Origin of the sequence: Bhargavaea cecembensis, from assembly GCF_000826125.2 — a bacterium.
GTDB lineage: Bacteria > Bacillota > Bacilli > Bacillales_A > Planococcaceae > Bhargavaea > Bhargavaea cecembensis_B.
The window spans coordinates 852,707-870,528 of sequence record NZ_LN651373.1 but is presented as its reverse complement, the minus strand read 5'-3'; the positions used below and the strand labels follow the sequence as shown (position 1 = coordinate 870,528).

Sequence of the window (17,822 nt, the reverse complement as noted above, 5' to 3'; positions counted from 1 at the left end):
TGCCATACTCCGAATTCCCCTCCCTTACTCCGAATACCCGCTCTCTCAGCCCACTTCTTTCAAATGAAAAGAAGCCTGCCGCAGGGGCAGGCTTCTTGGCTTGGCTTCATCATTGAATTTCGGTTTCGATGAGGCCGTATTTTCCGTCTTTTCGTTTGTAGACGATGTTCGTTCCGTTGGATTCCGCGTCGGTGAAGATATAGAACGAGTGGCCGAGCATGTTCATCTGGAGGATTGCTTCTTCTTGGTCCATCGGCTTCAGGCTGAACTGCTTGGTCCGGACGACTTCAAATTCCTGGTCCTGGTCGGCGCCGGTTTCGGTGGTCGCGCTGTTCTCGTCGCTGAATGAGTTGAAGAACGACGCCACACCTTCGCGCTCTCGGAACTTGCGGTTGACCCTCGTTTTGTATTTGCGGATCTGGCGTTCCAGTTTATCGGAAATCAGGTCTACGGCAGCGTACATATCGGAGTTCCGTTCTTCTGCCCGGAGGGTGAGGTTTTTCATCGGGATGGTCACTTCGACTTTCGTCTGCTTGTCGCTGTACACCTTCAGGTTGACGTGGGCCGTTGCGTTCACCTCGTCAGTGAAGTAGCGTTCAAGCTTCTGAATCTTTTTTTCCACGTAGTCCCGGATTGCCGGAGTTACCTCGATGTTCTCCCCGCGGATGTTGAAAGTCAGCATATGAACTCCTCCTTTGATCTAACTCTATAGGTTCATTTCTTCATCTTCCCTTGAAAACCCTTTAAAAAACACGGCAGTTTGCAACTTTTGTCGGATTGCGTCCCTGCAGCTCCGGACCGGCAGCCGCCAACATACACTCGTCTGCGGAATGAGTCCTGCAAGCCCGCCGCCGGTGATTTCCCCTCTATGCCCGGATGAGCGTCACGGCCGTGACCCGGCGGGCGCCGGCCTGTTTCAGCGCAGCCGCCGCGTGGTGAAGGGTCGTGCCGGTCGTGTAGAGATCGTCGAAAAGAACATACTCACCGGGCGCTCCGTTTATGCCTGCCCGGATGCGGAACAGCGGCTCGGCAGCCATGCGCTCCCGCCGGTTCATCTTGCCGAGCGTGACCGCAGCCGTCTTGTCGAGCATCTGCCCGAACGGGACGCCCGCACACTTGAGCAGTTCATCCACATGGGAAAACGTCCGCTCCTTCAGCCGGCCGGGATGGACCGGAATCGGAACGATCGTCCCGCCCGCCTCAGACACGGCATCCGCCACTTTCTCGGCAAACACCCGGGCCAGCGCCACATCCTTCATGAATTTATACCGGTGGAGGAAGTCCTTCATCGGTTCATTATAGGCATACAGCGAGACCGCGCCATCGAGCATCCCTTCATATTGCGTTCCGGCCCAGTCGGAGAGGGGCGGCGGATCGTTGGAAAGAACGAATCCGTCGCGGCAGGACCTGCAGACGACCGGCCGGCCCCTGTCCGTGAACAGCGCACGCCAGCCGGCCCGGTCCCCGGCCGGCTCACCGCACAGCAGGCAGTCCATCCGGCACCTCCTCCTCCCGGTTCAGCTTCCGGATCTCCCGGACTGCATCATCCATCTCAGGCGTGATTCCGTGATGGAACAGGACGACATCACCGTCCGGCCGGTCTGCGCTCCGACCGACCCGGCCGCCGATCTGGATGATCGCCGATCGGCTGAACACCGAGTCCTCGGCTCCGAGCACCGCCGCCTGGAGTCCTGGTATCGTGATGCCCCGCTCCAGAATGGTCGTCGTCAGAAGCCCCGGCACCTTCCCGTCCCGCAGTGCCCGGACGAGTTCCCGCCGTTCTCTGCTGGAAGCGTGGACCGCCCCGATCCGGCCGTCGAGTTCATTGAACAGGGGCAGGCTCTGTTCCATCAGCCGGACCGACGGGAAAAATACGAGGAACGGATCCCCCGATGACAGGCGCTCTGCGATCCACTCGGAAAGTCGCTTCGGCAGGCGGCCCGCCGCAATCTGCTTTCTGTAATTCCAGAGGGCTTCGAACCTCGGCACGGGAAGCGGATGGCCGTGGAAGCGCCGGCGGATGACGGACCGGCCGCCCCCCTCCGTTTCGGCCAGCATCACAGCGGACGGGGTGGCCGTCACGAACACCGCCGATCCGCCCGGTTTGGCCGCTTTTTTGACGGCATCCCGCAGCGTCCGGTCAAACGAATACGGGAACGCATCGGCCTCGTCGACGAAGATCACATCGAACGCGTGCCGGAAGCGGTACAGCTGATGGGTGGTCGCAATGACGAGCGGCGCGAATCCCTCCCCCGGACCGGATCCGCCGTAAAGGCCGTGGACCGTCGCGTCGCCGAATGCCGCCCGGAACCTCGGCAGCAGCTCCAGTACGACATCGGTCCGCGGCGTGGCGATGCAGACCCGCTTCCCTTCCTCAAGAAGCGAATGCACCGGGCGGAACAGGATCTCCGTCTTCCCCGCTCCGCACACCGCATGCAGCAGATGAGGCCTGCCGAGACGGAGGCTTTCCAGGATCTCTTCCGACGCCTTCTGCTGGGCGGGAGTGAGCCGGCCTGCCCATGAAAGTCCGGGAGGCGGATCGGACGGCCGCTCCGGACCTGCCCAGTAAACGAGCTCATCACAAGACGCGACCCTGCCCATCCGGATGCAGTGCCGGCAATATTGGCAGACCTTCCCGCATCTGGCGCAGTCAAACGAGGCGAACGACGCAGACTCCGTCGACAGGCAGCGGTTGCAGCGGAGCCGGTCCGGCAGAAACCGCCTGTTCTGCCGGTGGATTCCGGGCAGTACGCCGATCCATCCCCTTTCAAGCCCCTCTGCCACTTCTTCCTCCGGAAATGGAAGGAGCTCCTTCAGCCAGAGCCTCCCCTGCAAGAAGTCACGGATCGATTCATTCACTCCTAATCTGAACGCCTCCTTTAAACTAAATATTCTGAACCAAGAGGTTGAGAAAAAAGCGACCGCCTTCCAGCACGGTCACTTTTTAACCCAGCCGAGTCCCATCGAGCCTTCCCCGAGATGAGTGCCGATCACGGGGCCAAAATAGCTGATCGTGAAGTCGACATCCGGGTACTTGTCCTGGAGCGTTTCCCGCCAGGCTTCCGCCTCTTCGGGCCGGTTGGCATGGATGATCGCCGCCTCAAGCGGACCCTCGGCTTCCACCGCCATGCCGAGCAGCTGCTCGATCCGGGCCATCGCTTTTTTGCGGGTCCGGATTTTTTCGAACGGCACGATCACCTTGTCCTTGAAATGAAGCAGCGGCTTCACTTGCAGAAGGCCGCCGATCAGCGCCTGGGCGCCGGACAGCCGTCCGCCGCGCTGCAGATGGCCGAGGTCGTCCACCATGAAATAGGCGTCCATCGTCTTCTGCATGCCCGCAAGCTCTTCCATGATTTCGTCCGGACCGGCGCCCGCAAGCGCCATTTTCGCAGCCCGCACGGCGTAGAATCCTTGCATCATGCAGGAGATCTCTGAGTCGAACACGCGGACTTCGATGCCTTCGGCCAGATTTCCTGCCTGCATGGCGGATGCATACGTGCCGCTGATCCCGCTGGACAAGGTGACGACAATCGCGGCGCCATAGCCTTCCTCCGCAAGTTCCCTGTAGCACTCGGCGAACATTCCGACCGGAGGCTGTGAGGTTTTCGGCAGCTCCCCGCCGCGGACCATGTCATAGAACCGGCCGCCGGAGAGTTCCGATTCCTCTTCATATGTCGTACCGTCGATCGTCACGCTGAGCGGAATCATCCGGATGCCGAGCTCGTTCCGCAGCGGCTCCGGAAGATAGGCGGTACTGTCGGTCACAATCGCCGTTTTCATTCTATCAACCTCCGTCTTCCCATCATACTAAATCCGGAAGCAAATAGGAATCAGAAACGGAACCTTTCCGCCGGATCCCGCCATCCGGATATCAAGCCGCATCTCCGATGTAATAGATTTCCTTCACTTTCCACGTTCCGTCCGTTTTCGTCAGGACGGTCACTTGCCGGCCCTTTTCCGTATGTTCCTCGCCGGAATCCTTGGCGGTCATCTTCGTGGTCAGGTTCGAAAACAGCTGCGCCTCGCCGTCTTTGTAGGAAACGATCGTTTCATCTTCCGCCGATCGTTCGACATCGAACTGTGCGAACAGTTCCTGCATGGCCTGCTTTTCGGCTTCAATATCAAAGCCGTCTTCGCCGGGAACGAGCGTCTCCGCATACGCATCCGGATCCTCGTTGTTGAATGTTTCCATATATCCGTTGAACGCTTCGAGGATCGCCGTTTTTTCCTCTTCCGGAATGCCCGTTGCTTCCTCGATCGAGCCGTCCGACATGCTGAAGCCGATGCCCTCTTCGTCTGTTTCCAATTCACCGTCTTCCACGCCGTGGCCGACCGCGGAATTCTCGCCGGAAGGCGCCGTTCCGTCATCGGCTGTATTTTCATTATTCCCCGCGTCGTCGTTGCACGCCCCGAGTACGAGCGCGGCCAGGACGGCCGGGATGAGCCATTTCATTTTCATCATTGATTCCCTCCCGTGACAGTTTGTCATATACCGGAACGTTTCTGCAACGGTTTGGTTCGCCGCAAGGATTTCCGGGCGAAAGAAAAAGCCTGCCCGAAGCAGACTTTTCCGTTTTTGTTCAGCGCACTTCCACCCAGCCGTTCTTGATCGCGTTCACGACCGCCTGGGTCCGGTCGCTGACACGCATTTTCTGGAGAATGCTGGAGACATGGTTCTTGACCGTCTTTTCGGAGATGTAGAGCGACTCCCCGATGGACCGGTTGCTCTGGCCGTCCGTCAGCAGCTGCAGCACTTCGCATTCCCGCTTCGTGAGCAGGTGGAACGGCCTGCGGATCTCCGTCTGGTGGAAGGATCCGACGTTTTCCTTGTCGCTCAGCCGGCGGAATTCCGACACGAGGTTCCGCGTCACTTTCGGATGGAGATACGAACCGCCTGTGGCGACGACTTTGATCGCCTGGACGATTGCATCGGCGTCCATCTCCTTCAGCATGTAGCCGAGCGCCCCCGTCTTCATCGCATGGGTCACATACGACTCGTCGTCATGGATGGACAGGATGATGATTTTCGCTTCCGGATGTGCGGCGATCAGATCAGACGTCGCCTCGATCCCGCTTTTGCCCGGCATGTTGATGTCCATGAGCACGACATCCGGATTGTACTGTTCATAGAGTGCCAGCACTTCGTCGCCGTCAGACCCTTCGGCAACCACATTGAAGGTCTCTTCAAAGTCCAGGATCCGCTTGACTCCTTCCCGGAACAATTGGTGATCGTCAATGATAATGATGTTTGTCATCCCGTATTCCCCCTGCTCATAGTCTACTTGTCGAATTGCTGGCCGTGAGGCAGGACGAGGATCACCTCGGTCCCTTTCCCTTTCGCCGTCCGGATTTCAAGCTCTCCCTGCAGAAGGGCGGCCCGCTCGTACATTCCCTGGATTCCGAAAGAAGCATCCGGCTTCTCGGACGGATTGAATCCGCGGCCGTCGTCTCTCACGGTTGCCCGGATCATGTCCTTGCACGTCAGCACGCGGACATCAACGTTGCGTGCGCCGCTGTGCTTGATCGCATTCGCCATCGCCTCCTGCACGAGACGGAAGACGCCCACTTCCACGTTCGGACTCGGACGGACCGAGACCCCTTCCGCCTTAAAGCTGAAACGGATGCCCTCATTATAGGTGGCGGTCCGCTCCACATACTTACGGAGCGCGGGAATGAGGCCGAAGTCATCCAGCACCATCGGACGCAGGTCATGGATGATCCGGCGCACTTCGGACAGCGTGCTGCGGGCGAGTTCCTTCGTGAACCCGAGATGTTCGAGGCCCGGATCCATTCCCTTGTCCTGGAAAACCCGTTCAACGAGCCCTAGCTGCATGACAAGATTCGCCATCATCTGCGCCGGTCCGTCATGGATCTCCCGGGCGAGCCGCTTGCGTTCCTCTTCCTGAGCCTCGAGCACCCGCATGCTCATATGCTTCCTCATCTTAGCGGTCTCAAGCGCCGGGCCGACGTCCTTCAGCTCCGAAGCGAGATATTTCATGACGACATTAACATGGCTCGCCAGCTGGTCGGACCTGCGGATCGATTCTTCATAAGTGGCGATCCGGTTCTCGAGCTGGGTCTTCACTTCTTCAAGCTGGCGGATTTTCGTGCTGTTCAGCATGAACGCCAACTGGACTTCATGCGCGGAGTCATACGCCTCGCTGACTTCCTCTTTCGTGTAATCAGAGAAATAGATGGAGACGTGCTGCAGTTTCTCCCGCGCCTCGATTGCCGCTTTATGAAGATTTTCCCCTTCGGTTATTGCCCGGGAAATGCTTTCTTCCGTTTCCCGGAGTTCTTCCCTCAGGCTCTCCAGCTGCCGCCGGCTTTCTTCATTGATAATGTAAATATCATTTTTTGATTCATTCATCGACTGGACCATCGAATGGAAGATGGAATCCAGCGCGTGAATATCCACTCGATCTACAGGCATTGTCCATCTCCTCATCAACCCGGGTCCGGTTAATCCGGCATTTGAGTTTAAACTGTGTTTATTATAGCATTACAATCAGCAAAATATATTAAAAATACATTACAGCCAGACAGGAGGGATTCTGCTATGCGAGCTGATTACCGGACAGTGAAGGGGCCCGGAGAAACGGAGATCGTCATCAAGAAGTCCCGGTTCATCGCCCGGGTCACCCGCGCGGAGACCGAGCAGGAGGCACTGGACTTCATTGCGGAAGTGAAAAAGGCCCACCACTCCGCGACGCACAACTGCTCGGCCTATCTGATCGGGGAGCATGACGAGGTCCAGAAGGCGAATGACGACGGCGAGCCGAGCGGGACGGCAGGGTTCCCGATGCTGGACGTCCTGAAAAAGCAGGGACTGAAAGACACGGCGGTCGTCGTGACGCGCTATTTCGGCGGGATCAAGCTCGGAGGCGGCGGCCTCATCCGTGCATACGGAAGCGCCGTTTCCGAAGTATTGAAATCGACAGGCACCGTCGAACGGCGGCTTCATCTGCTCATGAAAGCGACAGTCGACTACACATGGCTCGGAAAAGTCGAAAACGAGGTGCGCCTGTCGCCCTACCCGCTTGATCATATGGACTATGCAGACGAAGTTTCGCTATTTATCTATGTCCCCCTCGCCGAAGAAGACAAATTCCGGGACTGGATGGCGGACCTGACGAACGGACAGGCAAAAATCGGCGAAGTCAGGGCCGAGTTCCTGGAATTCGACAGATGAAACACTTTTCTGTTTTACGGACCGGGCTCAAGGTAGTATAATGAGTAGGATTGTGGTCAAAAGGGAATATGAAACCTGATGAATGGCATTGCGTCCCATAGAGAGGGGCGAGGCCACAGCAGGCCCGGACCCTGTACCGGAGGAGCGTATATATGAAAAGAACAGACTATCGGAAGAAAAGACAGTCCGCCAAGAGGAAAACGGTCATGAAGGTGTCCCTGATCCTCTCCCTGTCCGTCGTGTTATTCGTCGCAGCCTACGGCGTCTTTCTCATGAAAAAAGCCGAACAGGCAGCGGACGGCGCATTCGAATCCGTCGACCGCGAGAAATCCGAACTGAGAGCGGAAAAAGTAAAACCGCTGACCCATGACGTCTCCGTGCTGTTCATCGGCGTCGACGGCACCGACACGCGCGGCGAGAGCATGGAAGAAAGCCGTTCCGATGCGCTCGTCCTCGCCACTCTCAACAAGGATGACAAAACCGTCAAGCTTGTGAGCATCCCCCGGGACTCGCTCGTCTACATCGACAAAGTCGGCTACAAAGATAAAATCACGCATGCCCACGCATTCGACGGAACACGCGGATCGATCGATGCCGTCGAGGAAATGCTCGACATCCCGGTCGACTACTATGTGGAAATGAACTTCAATGCGTTCATTGAGGTCGTGGATGCGCTCGGCGGCATCGAAGTGGATGTCCCGTACGAGCGGCTCGAAAAAGACGAGTTCGACCAATATACGATCCAGCTGAAGCCAGGATTCCAGAAACTGGACGGCCAACACGCACTCGCACTCGCCCGTACCCGCAAGCTCGATAATGATATCGAACGCGGCAAGCGCCAGCAGATGATCATGGAAGCAATCGTCGACAAAGCGACCAACATCTCCTCGATCTCCAAGTACGGCGACGTGATCGACGCACTCGGCAAAAACATGAAAACGAATATGACGTTTGAAGATATGAAATCCTTCCTCGGCTACGTGAAAGACGGAAAACCGAAGATGGACATGATCAATCTCGAAGGAACCGACGACATGTCGACCGGCATCTACTACTGGATCCTCGACGAAGAAAACCTCGAAAACGTCCAGGACATCCTGAAAAGCCACCTCGGCCTAAAGCGCGACACCTCGAACATGTCCGATGCCTCCGGAACCGAAAGCGAGATCGAATACGCCACCGAAGCCGAACACCAAGAATGAACCGAACCCCCGCAGAGCATCTGCGGGGGTTTTTTAGTGTGTGGAGACGGGAGTGTGTGGGGTGTTTCACATGGGGGATTGGGCCGCCGGTTTTTCGAAAGCGCGGGAGAGTGATTTGATGGCGCGAGATCATTAGTATATTTTTCGAAGGCGAACAGGAGGAATTCAAAGGCGCGTCGTGCGTTTTCGAAGGCGCGATTGGACAACCGGGTTTTTCAAAGGCGCGTGAGAGTGATTCAAAGGCGCGATCATCGAGTTCGGAGGCGCGTTTCGCAGCTTGATAATTTCAAAGGCGCACGGCGTCGATTCAGAGGCGCGATTTCATTAGTAAGTTTTTCGAAGGCGAACAGGAGGAATTCAAAGGCGCGTAGTGTGTTTTCGGAGGCGCGATTGGGCCGCCCGTTTTTTCAAAGGCGTGTGGGAGCGATTCAAAGCCGTGATCATCGAGTTCGAAGGCGCGTTTCGCAGCCTGAGAATTCCAAAGGCGCACGGCATTGATTCAGAGGCGTGTCCTGTGAGTTCCCCTCCCCCCCTCCTCTTTTGGCAACCGTCTGCAATTATCTCTCTACACAATCGCAAACGTTACGTATCTCAGTTGAAACGTTGTTGATCTTAGCTGAAACGTTGCGTATCTCAGTTGAGACGTTATGTATCTGGGTTGGATCGTTTAAATCTCCGACGGCCCCTGCCAAATAATAGCCCACCGCTCGCTTAGTTGACACTCATCCCTCGAATGTTAACACTCGACCTCTCTCGGTTAACACTCGACCTCCCTTGATTAACACTCACACTCCCTCAATTAACACTCACCTTCCCTCAATTAACACTCGCCCTTTATTAACACATCTCCTCCCCCGCCCCCAATCAAAAAACAACCCGCTCCGCCGAAGTTTCCTTCCGGCGTGCGGGTTGTTATTTTTTCTGCTATTTTCGTGTTCGCACCAGGTTGAGGAGCGGTTTGTAGTTTTGGCCGGCGAGGCCGATTGCTTCGACAAACAGCTCGATGGCGAGGAGCAGGATGCCGATGATCAGAAAGGCGCCCCAGATGGTCGCCTGGGAGAATAGGATGGCGGCCAGGCCAAACAGGGCGGCAATCGCGTAGATGATCAGCACCGACTGCCGGTGGCTGAATCCGGCCCGCAGCAGGCAGTGGTGAAGATGCGATTTGTCCGGTGCCGAGATCGGCTGTTTCATCCGGATCCTGCGAACGATGGCGAAGAATGTATCGGACAGCGGGACGCCGAGGATGATAATCGGGATGATGAGCGAGATCATCGTGACGTTCTTGAATCCGAGAAGGGCCAGGACCGAGATCATGAACCCGAGGAACAGCGAACCGACATCGCCCATGAAGATTTTTGCCGGATGGAAGTTGAAGATGAGGAATCCGGCGCACGATGCGGCGAGGATGGCGGCGACCGCGACGACGAACATGTTATCCATGAACGAAGCCATGACGGCGAGCGTGATGAGCGCGATCGTCGAGACGCCGGCGGCCAGGCCGTCGAGCCCGTCGATCAGGTTGATCGCGTTCGTGACGCCCACGATCCAGAGAAGCGTGAGCGGGATGCTCAAGTATCCGAAGTCGATCTGTCCGCCGAACGGCAGGTTGATGAAGTCGATGTCGAGCCCGCCGTAGAAGACGACGATGCCCGCTGCGAGAAGCTGGCCGGCGAGTTTCGCCTTGGCGCTGAGTTCGGTCAGGTCATCCAGCAGTCCGATCAGCACAATGATTGCGGATCCGATCAGGATGGACGTTGCGAATTCGCTTTCCGGCCTGAGAATGAAATATCCGATGAGGAAGGCTCCGTAGATGGCGAGCCCTCCCATGCGCGGCATGATGCGTGAATGTACTTTTCTATGATTCGGGCGGTCGACGGCGCCGAGCCGGACCGCCAGTCGCTTGACAATCGGTGTCAGCAAGATCGATGCAATGAATGCGACGATCATCGTCAGGAATGTCATGTCCTTCCTCCTACCAATATTGCCTACTCTATTTTGGGTCCACCGCATTTTTGGTCTACTGTATTATAGCATGATTGATTGAACAAAACACTTTTACCTTCAAAAACGGTCCTTCGTACTCATACCATTCCCCAACACGCACAACTGAAACAGCTCTAAATAATGGGACGCGCAACGATTCGGGAAGTTTCGGCACAAGTAGTCTTTTCCAAAGCTTTTTGATAAAATAGGAGAGTGTCCGAAGACGGACTTTATCAAAGGAGCGTCAATCCATGCTATCCATATTCAAGAAATCTGCCGCCACCACGCCGCGGCAGCTGAAAAAATATACAAAGATCACCGACCGCATCAATGCATTGGAAGAAAAATACGAAAAAATGTCAGACTCCGAGCTTGCCGGCATGACGGAAGAATTCCGCAGCCGGCTCCAGGACGGGACGAAACTTGCGGACATCGTTCCCGATGCATTTGCGGTCGTCCGAGAAGCCTCGAAGCGTGTGCTCGGCATGCGTCATTTCGATGTCCAGCTCATCGGCGGACTCGTCATGACCGAGGGCAATATCGCCGAGATGGCGACCGGTGAGGGGAAAACGCTCGTCGCTTCCCTTCCTTCCTATGTACAGGCCCTGACCGGTGAAGGCGTCCACGTCATCACGGTGAACGATTACCTCGCCCGCCGCGACTTTGAGCAGATCGGGCAGATCCACCAATTCCTCGGGCTCACGACCGGCCTCAACGTCCCGATGATGGAGCCGGACGCCAAGCAGGCCGCCTACCGTGCGGATATTACATACGGCGTCGGGACCGAGTTTGGATTTGATTACCTCCGGGATAATCTCGTCTCGCATCCGTCGCAGAAAGTGCAGCGTCCGTACCACTTCGCCATCATCGATGAAGTCGACAGCGTCCTGATCGATGAAGCGAAGACGCCGCTCATCATCGCCGGCAAGATGCCGCCAGCCGCAGAGCTGCACCGGATCTCCGCCCTTCTCATGAAGCGGTTCGAGCAGGACCGGGACTACGAGTTCGACCCGGAAACGAAGGCCGTCTCCCTCACCGATGAAGGGATCGACAAAGTCGAAAAGGCGTTCGGCGTTGACAATCTGTATGAAGCCGATCACCAGACCCTCTACCATTACGTCATCCAGGGCGTCCGCGCGCACGTCATCTTCAAGCGGGACGTCGATTACATCGTCAATGATAAAGACGAGATTGCGCTCGTCGACATGTTCACCGGGCGGATCATGGAAGGCCGCACCTTGTCCGACGGCCTCCACCAGGCGATCGAAGCGAAAGAAGGCCTGGAGATCACCGATGAAAACAAGGCGCAGTCCCAGATCACGATCCAGAACTACTTCCGGATGTACCCGGGCCTCTGCGGCATGACAGGGACCGCGAAGACACAGGAAAAGGAATTCCGCGAAGTGTACGGCATGCAGGTCGTGCAAGTGCCGACGAACCGGCCGAAGCAGCGCATCGACCAGCCGGACCGCGTGTACTTGACGATCGAGGACAAGTACGAAGCCGTCGCCCGCGAAGTGAAGGAGCGCCATGCAAAAGGGCAGCCGGTGCTCGTCGGGACAACCTCGATCCTCCAGTCGGAAGAAGTGGTCAAGTATCTCGACAAGTACAAGCTCCCCTACCACCTTCTGAACGCCAAGTCCGTCGAGCAGGAGATCCAGCTCATCGCGGATGCCGGGCAGTACGGCACAATCACCGTCGCGACGAACATGGCCGGCCGGGGCACCGACATCCAGCTCGGCGAAGGCGTGGCCGAGACGGGCGGCCTGTTCGTGCTCGGTACCGAAAAGCACGAAAGCCGGCGGATCGACAACCAGCTCCGCGGCCGATCCGGACGTCAGGGCGACCCGGGCGAAAGCCGGTTCTTCATTTCCCTGGAAGATGATATGTTCCGCCGCTTTGCGAAAGAAGAAACCGAAAAGGCCGTCGCCGCCGCACAGACGGATGACGACGGGCTCGTCCTGAACAAGAACATCGATGAGCTGACCGAGCGGACCCAGCGGATCGTCGAAGGCGTCCACTTCTCGCAGCGCGAATACAACCTGAAGCTCGATGACGTCATCAACGACCAGCGCGGCGTCGTGTTCTCCTTCCGGAACCGCGTGCTCGAAGAAGACCGCCTCGCCGAAACGGCCGACGGGCTTGTCGACGATACGGTATCCTTTGAGCTGGAGGATTACGCGCCGGGCTCCGGCTCGCAGGATGAATGGAATCTTGACGCCTTGAAGCGTTCGCTCGCCGCCATTCTCCCGGACGTGCCGGAATTTGATCCGGAGCTCACCCGGCAGAAAGATGTCCGGAAAGAGCTTGAGGACACCATCGCCTCTTTCAAGGAGCAGATCCACACCGCTTTTGAAAATGAACTGTTCCGCGACGCGGCCCAGCGCAACATGCTGAGCCGGATCGACACGATGTGGGTCCGCCATCTCGAGGCGATGACCCGCATGAAGGAAGGCATCGGACTCCGGCGCTACCAGCAGGAAGACCCGATGCGGATCTACCAGCGGGAAGGGCTGGAACTGTTCGGCAAGCATTACCAGGAGATGAGGAAATTCATCCTGAATGACCTCATCAGCTTGATCAACCAACTAGAGGAGGCGGAACAATGAACTTCTTTTCCATGTTCAAGAAAACCGACAGAAAAGGGGCCGACAGCACGGTCTCTTCCGATGAATTGACCGAAAGCGGCCAGGGCCGCGAAGGCGCCGAGCTCATCGACACGACGCTCAGCATCCATCCCGAGTGGCAGGTGCCCCAGGAGCAGGAATATGTATTCCGGTTCCTCGCGAATGAACTCGAGCCGCTGAAGCCTTACCAGCTCTCGCTTGCCGGGATCGACATCGACGTGGACGAGCGGAACGGACAATGGCTCGTCAAGGCGTTCTTCCGTTCGTCCGTGCCGCAGCCGGTGCAGATGGGCCCTGTTGAGCTGTTGCTCGTCACGCAAGACGGCAAACTCGCCGCGTCGAAGGAATTCGACATGCAGGAACTCGGCTCGATCGAACCGGAAACCGCCCGTCCGTGGGTGTTCGTGTTCGACAAGCAGGACCAGTTCCTGAAAGAAGCGCCCGAGGAAGGCTGGACGCTCAACTTCAACGTCCAGTCCCTCGCGCCGCACAAGCTCGAACTGAAGCCCGAATGGGAAAACAGCCTCGACGATGAACAGAAAAAAGCGCTCGAGGAACTCGTCGAAAGCCTGCCGGCACTGCGTCCGCGCGAGCTCAACATGACTGGTTTCCAGGCACGTCCGCAGGACGACGGAGGCCTCGCCATCGCATTGCTCGTCCGCAACGGCTACTCCCGTAAGATCAACCTGGAGCAGCTGCCGCTTGAAGTCGTTGACGCGGCGGGAGACGTCATCTGCAAAGGCACATTCACGCTGCCGCCTCTGACGGTATCCGCCAACACGACCACTCCGTGGACGTTCGTCTTCCCGAAAGAAGTCGTCCAGAAACAAAATCCGGACCTGTCCCGCTGGACGGCCCGCGTTCCGAGATAATTCACATCTGAAACCAACCGGCCCGGCGTCATGCCCGGCCGGTTTTGATTTGCCCCGCGGGACAGGGATCGGACTGATTTTTGCGGGAGCGTGATCTTTATCGGGCGAAACGTTATCTTTATCGAGCCGAGCGTTATCTTTATCCGGCGGAGCGTTATCTTTATCCGACCAAACGTTATCTTTATCCCCGCTGCCGCTCCTTTTCCCTACTGCCGATCCGCCTCTTCCCCGTTTACCCTTTCGCAAGCGAGGGAACAAATAGATAAATACACGAAGGAGGCATCATGATGGACAAAGACTCCGGCTTTTTCGATAAAGCGAAGGGGACCATCGGCAAGGCTGCAGACATGGCGATGAATAAAATCGATCAGTGGGCGGAAGAAACGGAGAACAAGAATAAGAGCGATGACGGGCCGGAACGGGCAAAGGCCGCAGGGGAATACGAATACAACGAGCGCAACCCGCAACGGAAAGAAAACAGCATGACGGAATTCGGCGGCATTCCGACGTTTGACGCGGGCACCGATGTGCGGGCGGATGCAAAGCCGGCTTCCGGCGAATTCGGCCAAATCCCCGATTCACAGAAACCGGCGGCGCCGAACCAGTTTGCAGGCCAGGTCGAGATGGAAGGCGTCGCAAGCGGCGAGTCCCGATCTTCCCGTTACGAAGAACAGGAACCGGTTGAGGACTTCACCGAAAGCGCAGCCGACGGAGCGGACATGGAGAGCATGGAATCCGGAGGCATCCCGGGCAACGGCGGAACTGACGTCGCGTACGGCGATCCGATCGGCCGCTATGACGGGAACGAAGCGGATCCGCTGGACGAGGAGGAGCGGCAAGCCCGCTACGAGGAGCAGGAACCCGTACAGGACTTCCTCGATGACACCTCTTCCGATGGCCCGCCGGAACCGTTCGGCGACGCCGGCCACAGACCGATCTGATCGAGCCACATCCGCCCGCCGCTATTAAATGAAGCAAACCAAAAACCGCTGTGCAGGGATCACGCAGATCCCGCACAGCGGTTTTTTAATGTTGGTTATCCGGTAATGCCGTCCAGATCGGTGATGATCGTCACGTCCGGGTGATCGAGCAGCGCGGTGATCGGGAATTCGGTCGTGCGCTCCCCTTTCACGAGCTGCTCCAGCGCAAAGCGTTTTTTCTCGCCGAACGCGAGAAGAAGGATCTTTTTGGCGGACAGGATCGAGGCGATGCCCATCGTGAGCGCCGTTTTCGGAATCGCCGATTCATCTTCGAAATACTGGCTGTTCACGCCGAGTGTCGAGTCGGTCAATTGGGTCACATGGGTCGTCGAGCTGAACGGAGTGCCCGGCTCGTTGAACGCGATATGCCCGTTCTCGCCGACTCCGAGGAACTGGAGGTCGATTTCCGCGTCGCGGAGCAGCGCCTCGTATTCCTCGCATTCCGCCGTCAGGTCTTCGGCCGTGCCGTCCGGAATGTACGTCTCCTTGAACGGCTTATGGCTGAACAAGTGATGATTCATGAACCATGCGTAGCTGTTCGGATTGTCTTTCCCGAGTCCTGCGTATTCGTCGAGATTGAATGAAGTCACGCCGGAAAAGTCGAGATCCGAATCGCTCCATGACTTGTAGATCGGAATCATCGTGCTGCCGGTTGCCAGCCCAAGAACGTTCAGGCCGTCATCCAGTTCTTTCCGTACTCTGTCGAGGACGACGGATGCCGCCTCTTCCTTGCTGCCTACCTTCACATACCGAACATTTTGCATTATTTCACGTCCTTCACGATGTCATAAGTTCTCTGCCTTCATTTTACCGGATGTACAGCGCCGTCACAACGGCGGGCCGGTTCACTGCTGGTCGCCGGCCACCTGTTCTACCGCTTCCGTGACGGCCACGTGAACATTCGGGTCAAGCGGATGCGGGACGAGGTCGCCCGGTTTCGTGCTGTCCACGATCGCCTGGGCGGCCGCGATCAGCATCGGATACGTGATTTTCTTCGCCCGCGCGTTCAGCGCACCGCGGAAGATGCCCGGGAAGCCGAGCACGTTGTTCACGAGCCGGCCGTCGGCAGCGAATGCCGCGCCGGCTTCCAGTGCGTCGTCCGCCGTGATTTCCGGATGCGGGTTCGAGAGCGCGAGGATGATCTGGCCTTTGCGGACCATTTCCTTCTTGATGAGCCCCTGCACGCCGGTCGTTGCGACGACGATGTCGCTTTTCTCCATCAGCTCATCAATCGAATCGAGCACCGTGCCGCCGCTCTCGCGAAGCCGGTCCTTTGCCGCTTCGTTCAAGTCGGAACCGTACATTTCCTCGACACCGTACTCCATGAGCATCTTGCAGATCGCAAGTCCTGCCGCGCCGAGTCCGATCTGGCCGACTTTCGCCTTGGAAAGTTCCACGCCGGCCGTCCGGCAAGCGGACAGGATGGCGGCGAGCGTCACGACCGCCGTGCCGTGCTGATCGTCGTGCATGACCGGAATGTCGAGCTCCGCCTTCAGCCGTTCTTCGATCTCAAAGCAGTGCGGCGAGCCGATGTCCTCGAGCAGGATGCCGCCGTACGCCTTGTGGATATGCTTGACGGTTGCGACTACTTCGTCCGGATCGCTCGTATCCAGCAGGATCGGAATGCCGCTGATGCCGACGAACTGGTCGAACAGGACGGCCTTCCCTTCCATGACCGGCATGCCGGCAACCGGGCCGATGTTGCCGAGTCCGAGGATGGCCGTGCCGTCCGTCACGATGGCGACGCTGTTGCCGATGCTTGTGAAGTAGTCGGCCTGTTCCGGGTCCTGGTGGATGATCTCGCAAATGTTCGCGACTCCCGGCGTGTACACGCGGCGCAGATCGCCGAGCGACCGGATGCCGCGGCGGCTGGACATGTGGATCTTCCCGCCTTCGTGTGCTTTCATCACATCGTCCGAGATGGCGTGGATGACGATGCCGTCGCCGATCTCGCGGATCTTTTCGACAACCCGGTCAACGTGCTCCTTCGTCTCGAACTGGACGGAAATGTCCCGGATCGTCGTGTGGGTGCCGATCTTCAGTGTCTCGATATCGCCGATGTCCGCTCCTTCAGCGCCGATCACCGAAGCGACTTTGGCAAAGTTCCCCGGCATCTGCGGAATTTCAACGATCAGATTTCGTAAAATGCTATATTCCATGGATTCGTTCCCTCCTGCGGTCTCTCTATGCTATTTGATTGTACTACTTTGAAAGCATGACCGTAAATAGAAGTTGTCCGACATCCTACTTCACTTCCCGTTCCGTGCTTCGTCCTCCCAGCATTCGGCTCCTTTGAGTCCCGGAATGGTCGATGCCCGGAAGTCCGGATTGAGCCCCCGCTTCCGCTGATCCATGAAGTCATCCAGCACCTTGAACGCCACTTTTCCGAGCAGGAAGATGACGACGAGGTTGATGACGGCCATCGAGCCCATGAACAGGTCCGCCATGTCCCAGACGACCTGGACCTGTGCGAGCGAACCGAACATGACCATCGCCAGCACGCCGAACCGGTAGAGGGTGAGCCAGGCGGGATGCGCTCGGATGAATTCAATGTTGGATTCGCCGTAGTAATAGTTCCCGATGATCGAGCTGAAGGCGAAGAAGAAGATCGACACGGCGATGAAGTACGGCGCCCAAGTTCCGACGAGCTCGGACAAGGATGCCTGCGTCAGGATGATGCCCTCCTGCTCGGTGGTGTTGTAGACGCCGGCGAGGATGATCATGAACGCGGTCGCCGAGCAGATGATGATCGTATCGAAGAACACGCCGAGACTCTGCACAAGCCCCTGCTTGGCCGGATGGGAGACGGACGCCGTCGCAGCGGCGTTCGGCACGCTCCCCATCCCCGCTTCGTTCGAGAAGAGCCCTCTGCGGACCCCCTGCATGATGGCGACGCCGACCGCCCCGCCGGCCGCTTCCCGGAGGCCGAACGCTTCCTGGAAGATCAGCTTGATCATGGCGGG

Annotated in this window: 16 protein-coding genes; 5 read left to right on the top strand and 11 right to left on the bottom strand. The window is 57.7% G+C overall.

Annotated elements, in window-relative coordinates; translation table 11 throughout:
• Window positions 1-109 precede the first annotated feature (109 nt).
• The 7 genes from hpf to BN1189_RS09790 all read right to left on the bottom strand — a co-directional run bounded on the left by hpf (window position 110) and on the right by BN1189_RS09790 (window position 6,433).
• Window positions 110-682, bottom strand: coding sequence for a ribosome hibernation-promoting factor, HPF/YfiA family (gene hpf / locus BN1189_RS09820; RefSeq protein WP_040227760.1), 573 nt, complete (start codon window positions 680-682; stop codon window positions 110-112).
• Between the two features lie 184 nt (window positions 683-866).
• Window positions 867-1,496, bottom strand: coding sequence for a ComF family protein (locus BN1189_RS09815; protein ID WP_040227759.1), 630 nt, complete (start codon window positions 1,494-1,496; stop codon window positions 867-869).
• Window positions 1,474-2,859, bottom strand: a complete 1,386-nt coding sequence (locus tag BN1189_RS09810) for a DEAD/DEAH box helicase (RefSeq protein ID WP_257125412.1) — start codon at window positions 2,857-2,859, stop codon at window positions 1,474-1,476. Before BN1189_RS09810 ends, BN1189_RS09815 begins: the two co-directional genes overlap by 23 nt.
• Before the next feature lie 78 nt (window positions 2,860-2,937).
• Window positions 2,938-3,780 (bottom strand): DegV family protein, encoded by an 843-nt coding sequence (locus BN1189_RS09805; protein ID WP_040227758.1) that lies wholly within the window; start codon window positions 3,778-3,780, stop codon window positions 2,938-2,940.
• 91 nt (window positions 3,781-3,871) lie between these two features.
• A complete protein-coding gene (locus BN1189_RS09800) occupies window positions 3,872-4,459 on the bottom strand; it encodes a nuclear transport factor 2 family protein (RefSeq protein ID WP_040227811.1) in 588 nt (195 codons plus the stop codon).
• A 121-nt stretch (window positions 4,460-4,580) separates the two neighbouring features.
• A complete protein-coding gene (locus BN1189_RS09795; RefSeq protein ID WP_040227757.1) occupies window positions 4,581-5,255 on the bottom strand; it encodes a response regulator in 675 nt (224 codons plus the stop codon).
• A 23-nt stretch (window positions 5,256-5,278) separates the two neighbouring features.
• A complete protein-coding gene (locus BN1189_RS09790; RefSeq protein WP_040227756.1) occupies window positions 5,279-6,433 on the bottom strand; it encodes a sensor histidine kinase in 1,155 nt (384 codons plus the stop codon).
• A gap of 126 nt (window positions 6,434-6,559) precedes the next feature.
• Here BN1189_RS09790 and BN1189_RS09785 point away from each other — a divergent pair, with 126 nt between their 5' ends.
• Both BN1189_RS09785 and BN1189_RS09780 read left to right on the top strand, forming a co-directional pair.
• A complete protein-coding gene (locus tag BN1189_RS09785) occupies window positions 6,560-7,192 on the top strand; it encodes a YigZ family protein (protein WP_040227755.1) in 633 nt (210 codons plus the stop codon).
• Between the two features lie 152 nt (window positions 7,193-7,344).
• The gene (locus BN1189_RS09780; RefSeq protein ID WP_040227753.1) at window positions 7,345-8,394 is read left to right on the top strand and encodes an LCP family protein; all 1,050 of its coding nucleotides are present in this window, start codon (window positions 7,345-7,347) and stop codon (window positions 8,392-8,394) included.
• A 924-nt stretch (window positions 8,395-9,318) separates the two neighbouring features.
• On the opposite strand, the gene BN1189_RS09775 is transcribed toward BN1189_RS09780, so the two are convergent.
• Complete coding sequence (locus BN1189_RS09775; protein WP_040227752.1) at window positions 9,319-10,359, bottom strand: glycosyltransferase family 4 protein; 1,041 nt, start codon at window positions 10,357-10,359, stop codon at window positions 9,319-9,321.
• A gap of 272 nt (window positions 10,360-10,631) precedes the next feature.
• Between BN1189_RS09775 and secA2 the strand changes: the two genes are divergently transcribed.
• The 3 genes from secA2 to BN1189_RS09760 all read left to right on the top strand — a co-directional run bounded on the left by secA2 (window position 10,632) and on the right by BN1189_RS09760 (window position 14,820).
• Complete coding sequence (gene secA2 / locus BN1189_RS09770; protein WP_040227751.1) at window positions 10,632-12,989, top strand: accessory Sec system translocase SecA2; 2,358 nt, start codon at window positions 10,632-10,634, stop codon at window positions 12,987-12,989.
• Complete coding sequence (locus tag BN1189_RS09765; protein WP_040227750.1) at window positions 12,986-13,879, top strand: accessory Sec system S-layer assembly protein; 894 nt, start codon at window positions 12,986-12,988, stop codon at window positions 13,877-13,879. Before secA2 ends, BN1189_RS09765 begins: the two co-directional genes overlap by 4 nt.
• A 287-nt stretch (window positions 13,880-14,166) precedes the next feature.
• Entirely contained in the window at window positions 14,167-14,820 is a 654-nt protein-coding gene (locus tag BN1189_RS09760) for a hypothetical protein (RefSeq protein WP_040227749.1), read from the top strand.
• Between the two features lie 95 nt (window positions 14,821-14,915).
• Here the strand turns inward: BN1189_RS09760 and BN1189_RS09755 are convergent, their stop codons facing one another.
• The 3 genes from BN1189_RS09755 to BN1189_RS09745 all read right to left on the bottom strand — a co-directional run.
• Window positions 14,916-15,623: a glucosamine-6-phosphate deaminase gene (locus BN1189_RS09755; RefSeq protein ID WP_040227748.1), complete on the bottom strand. Its 708-nt coding sequence runs from the start codon at window positions 15,621-15,623 to the stop codon at window positions 14,916-14,918.
• A gap of 81 nt (window positions 15,624-15,704) precedes the next feature.
• Window positions 15,705-17,018, bottom strand: coding sequence for an NAD-dependent malic enzyme (locus BN1189_RS09750; protein WP_040227747.1), 1,314 nt, complete (start codon window positions 17,016-17,018; stop codon window positions 15,705-15,707).
• A 90-nt stretch (window positions 17,019-17,108) separates the two neighbouring features.
• The coding region (locus tag BN1189_RS09745) for an alanine:cation symporter family protein (protein ID WP_040227746.1) at window positions 17,109-17,822 on the bottom strand (714 nt) is incomplete at its 5' end.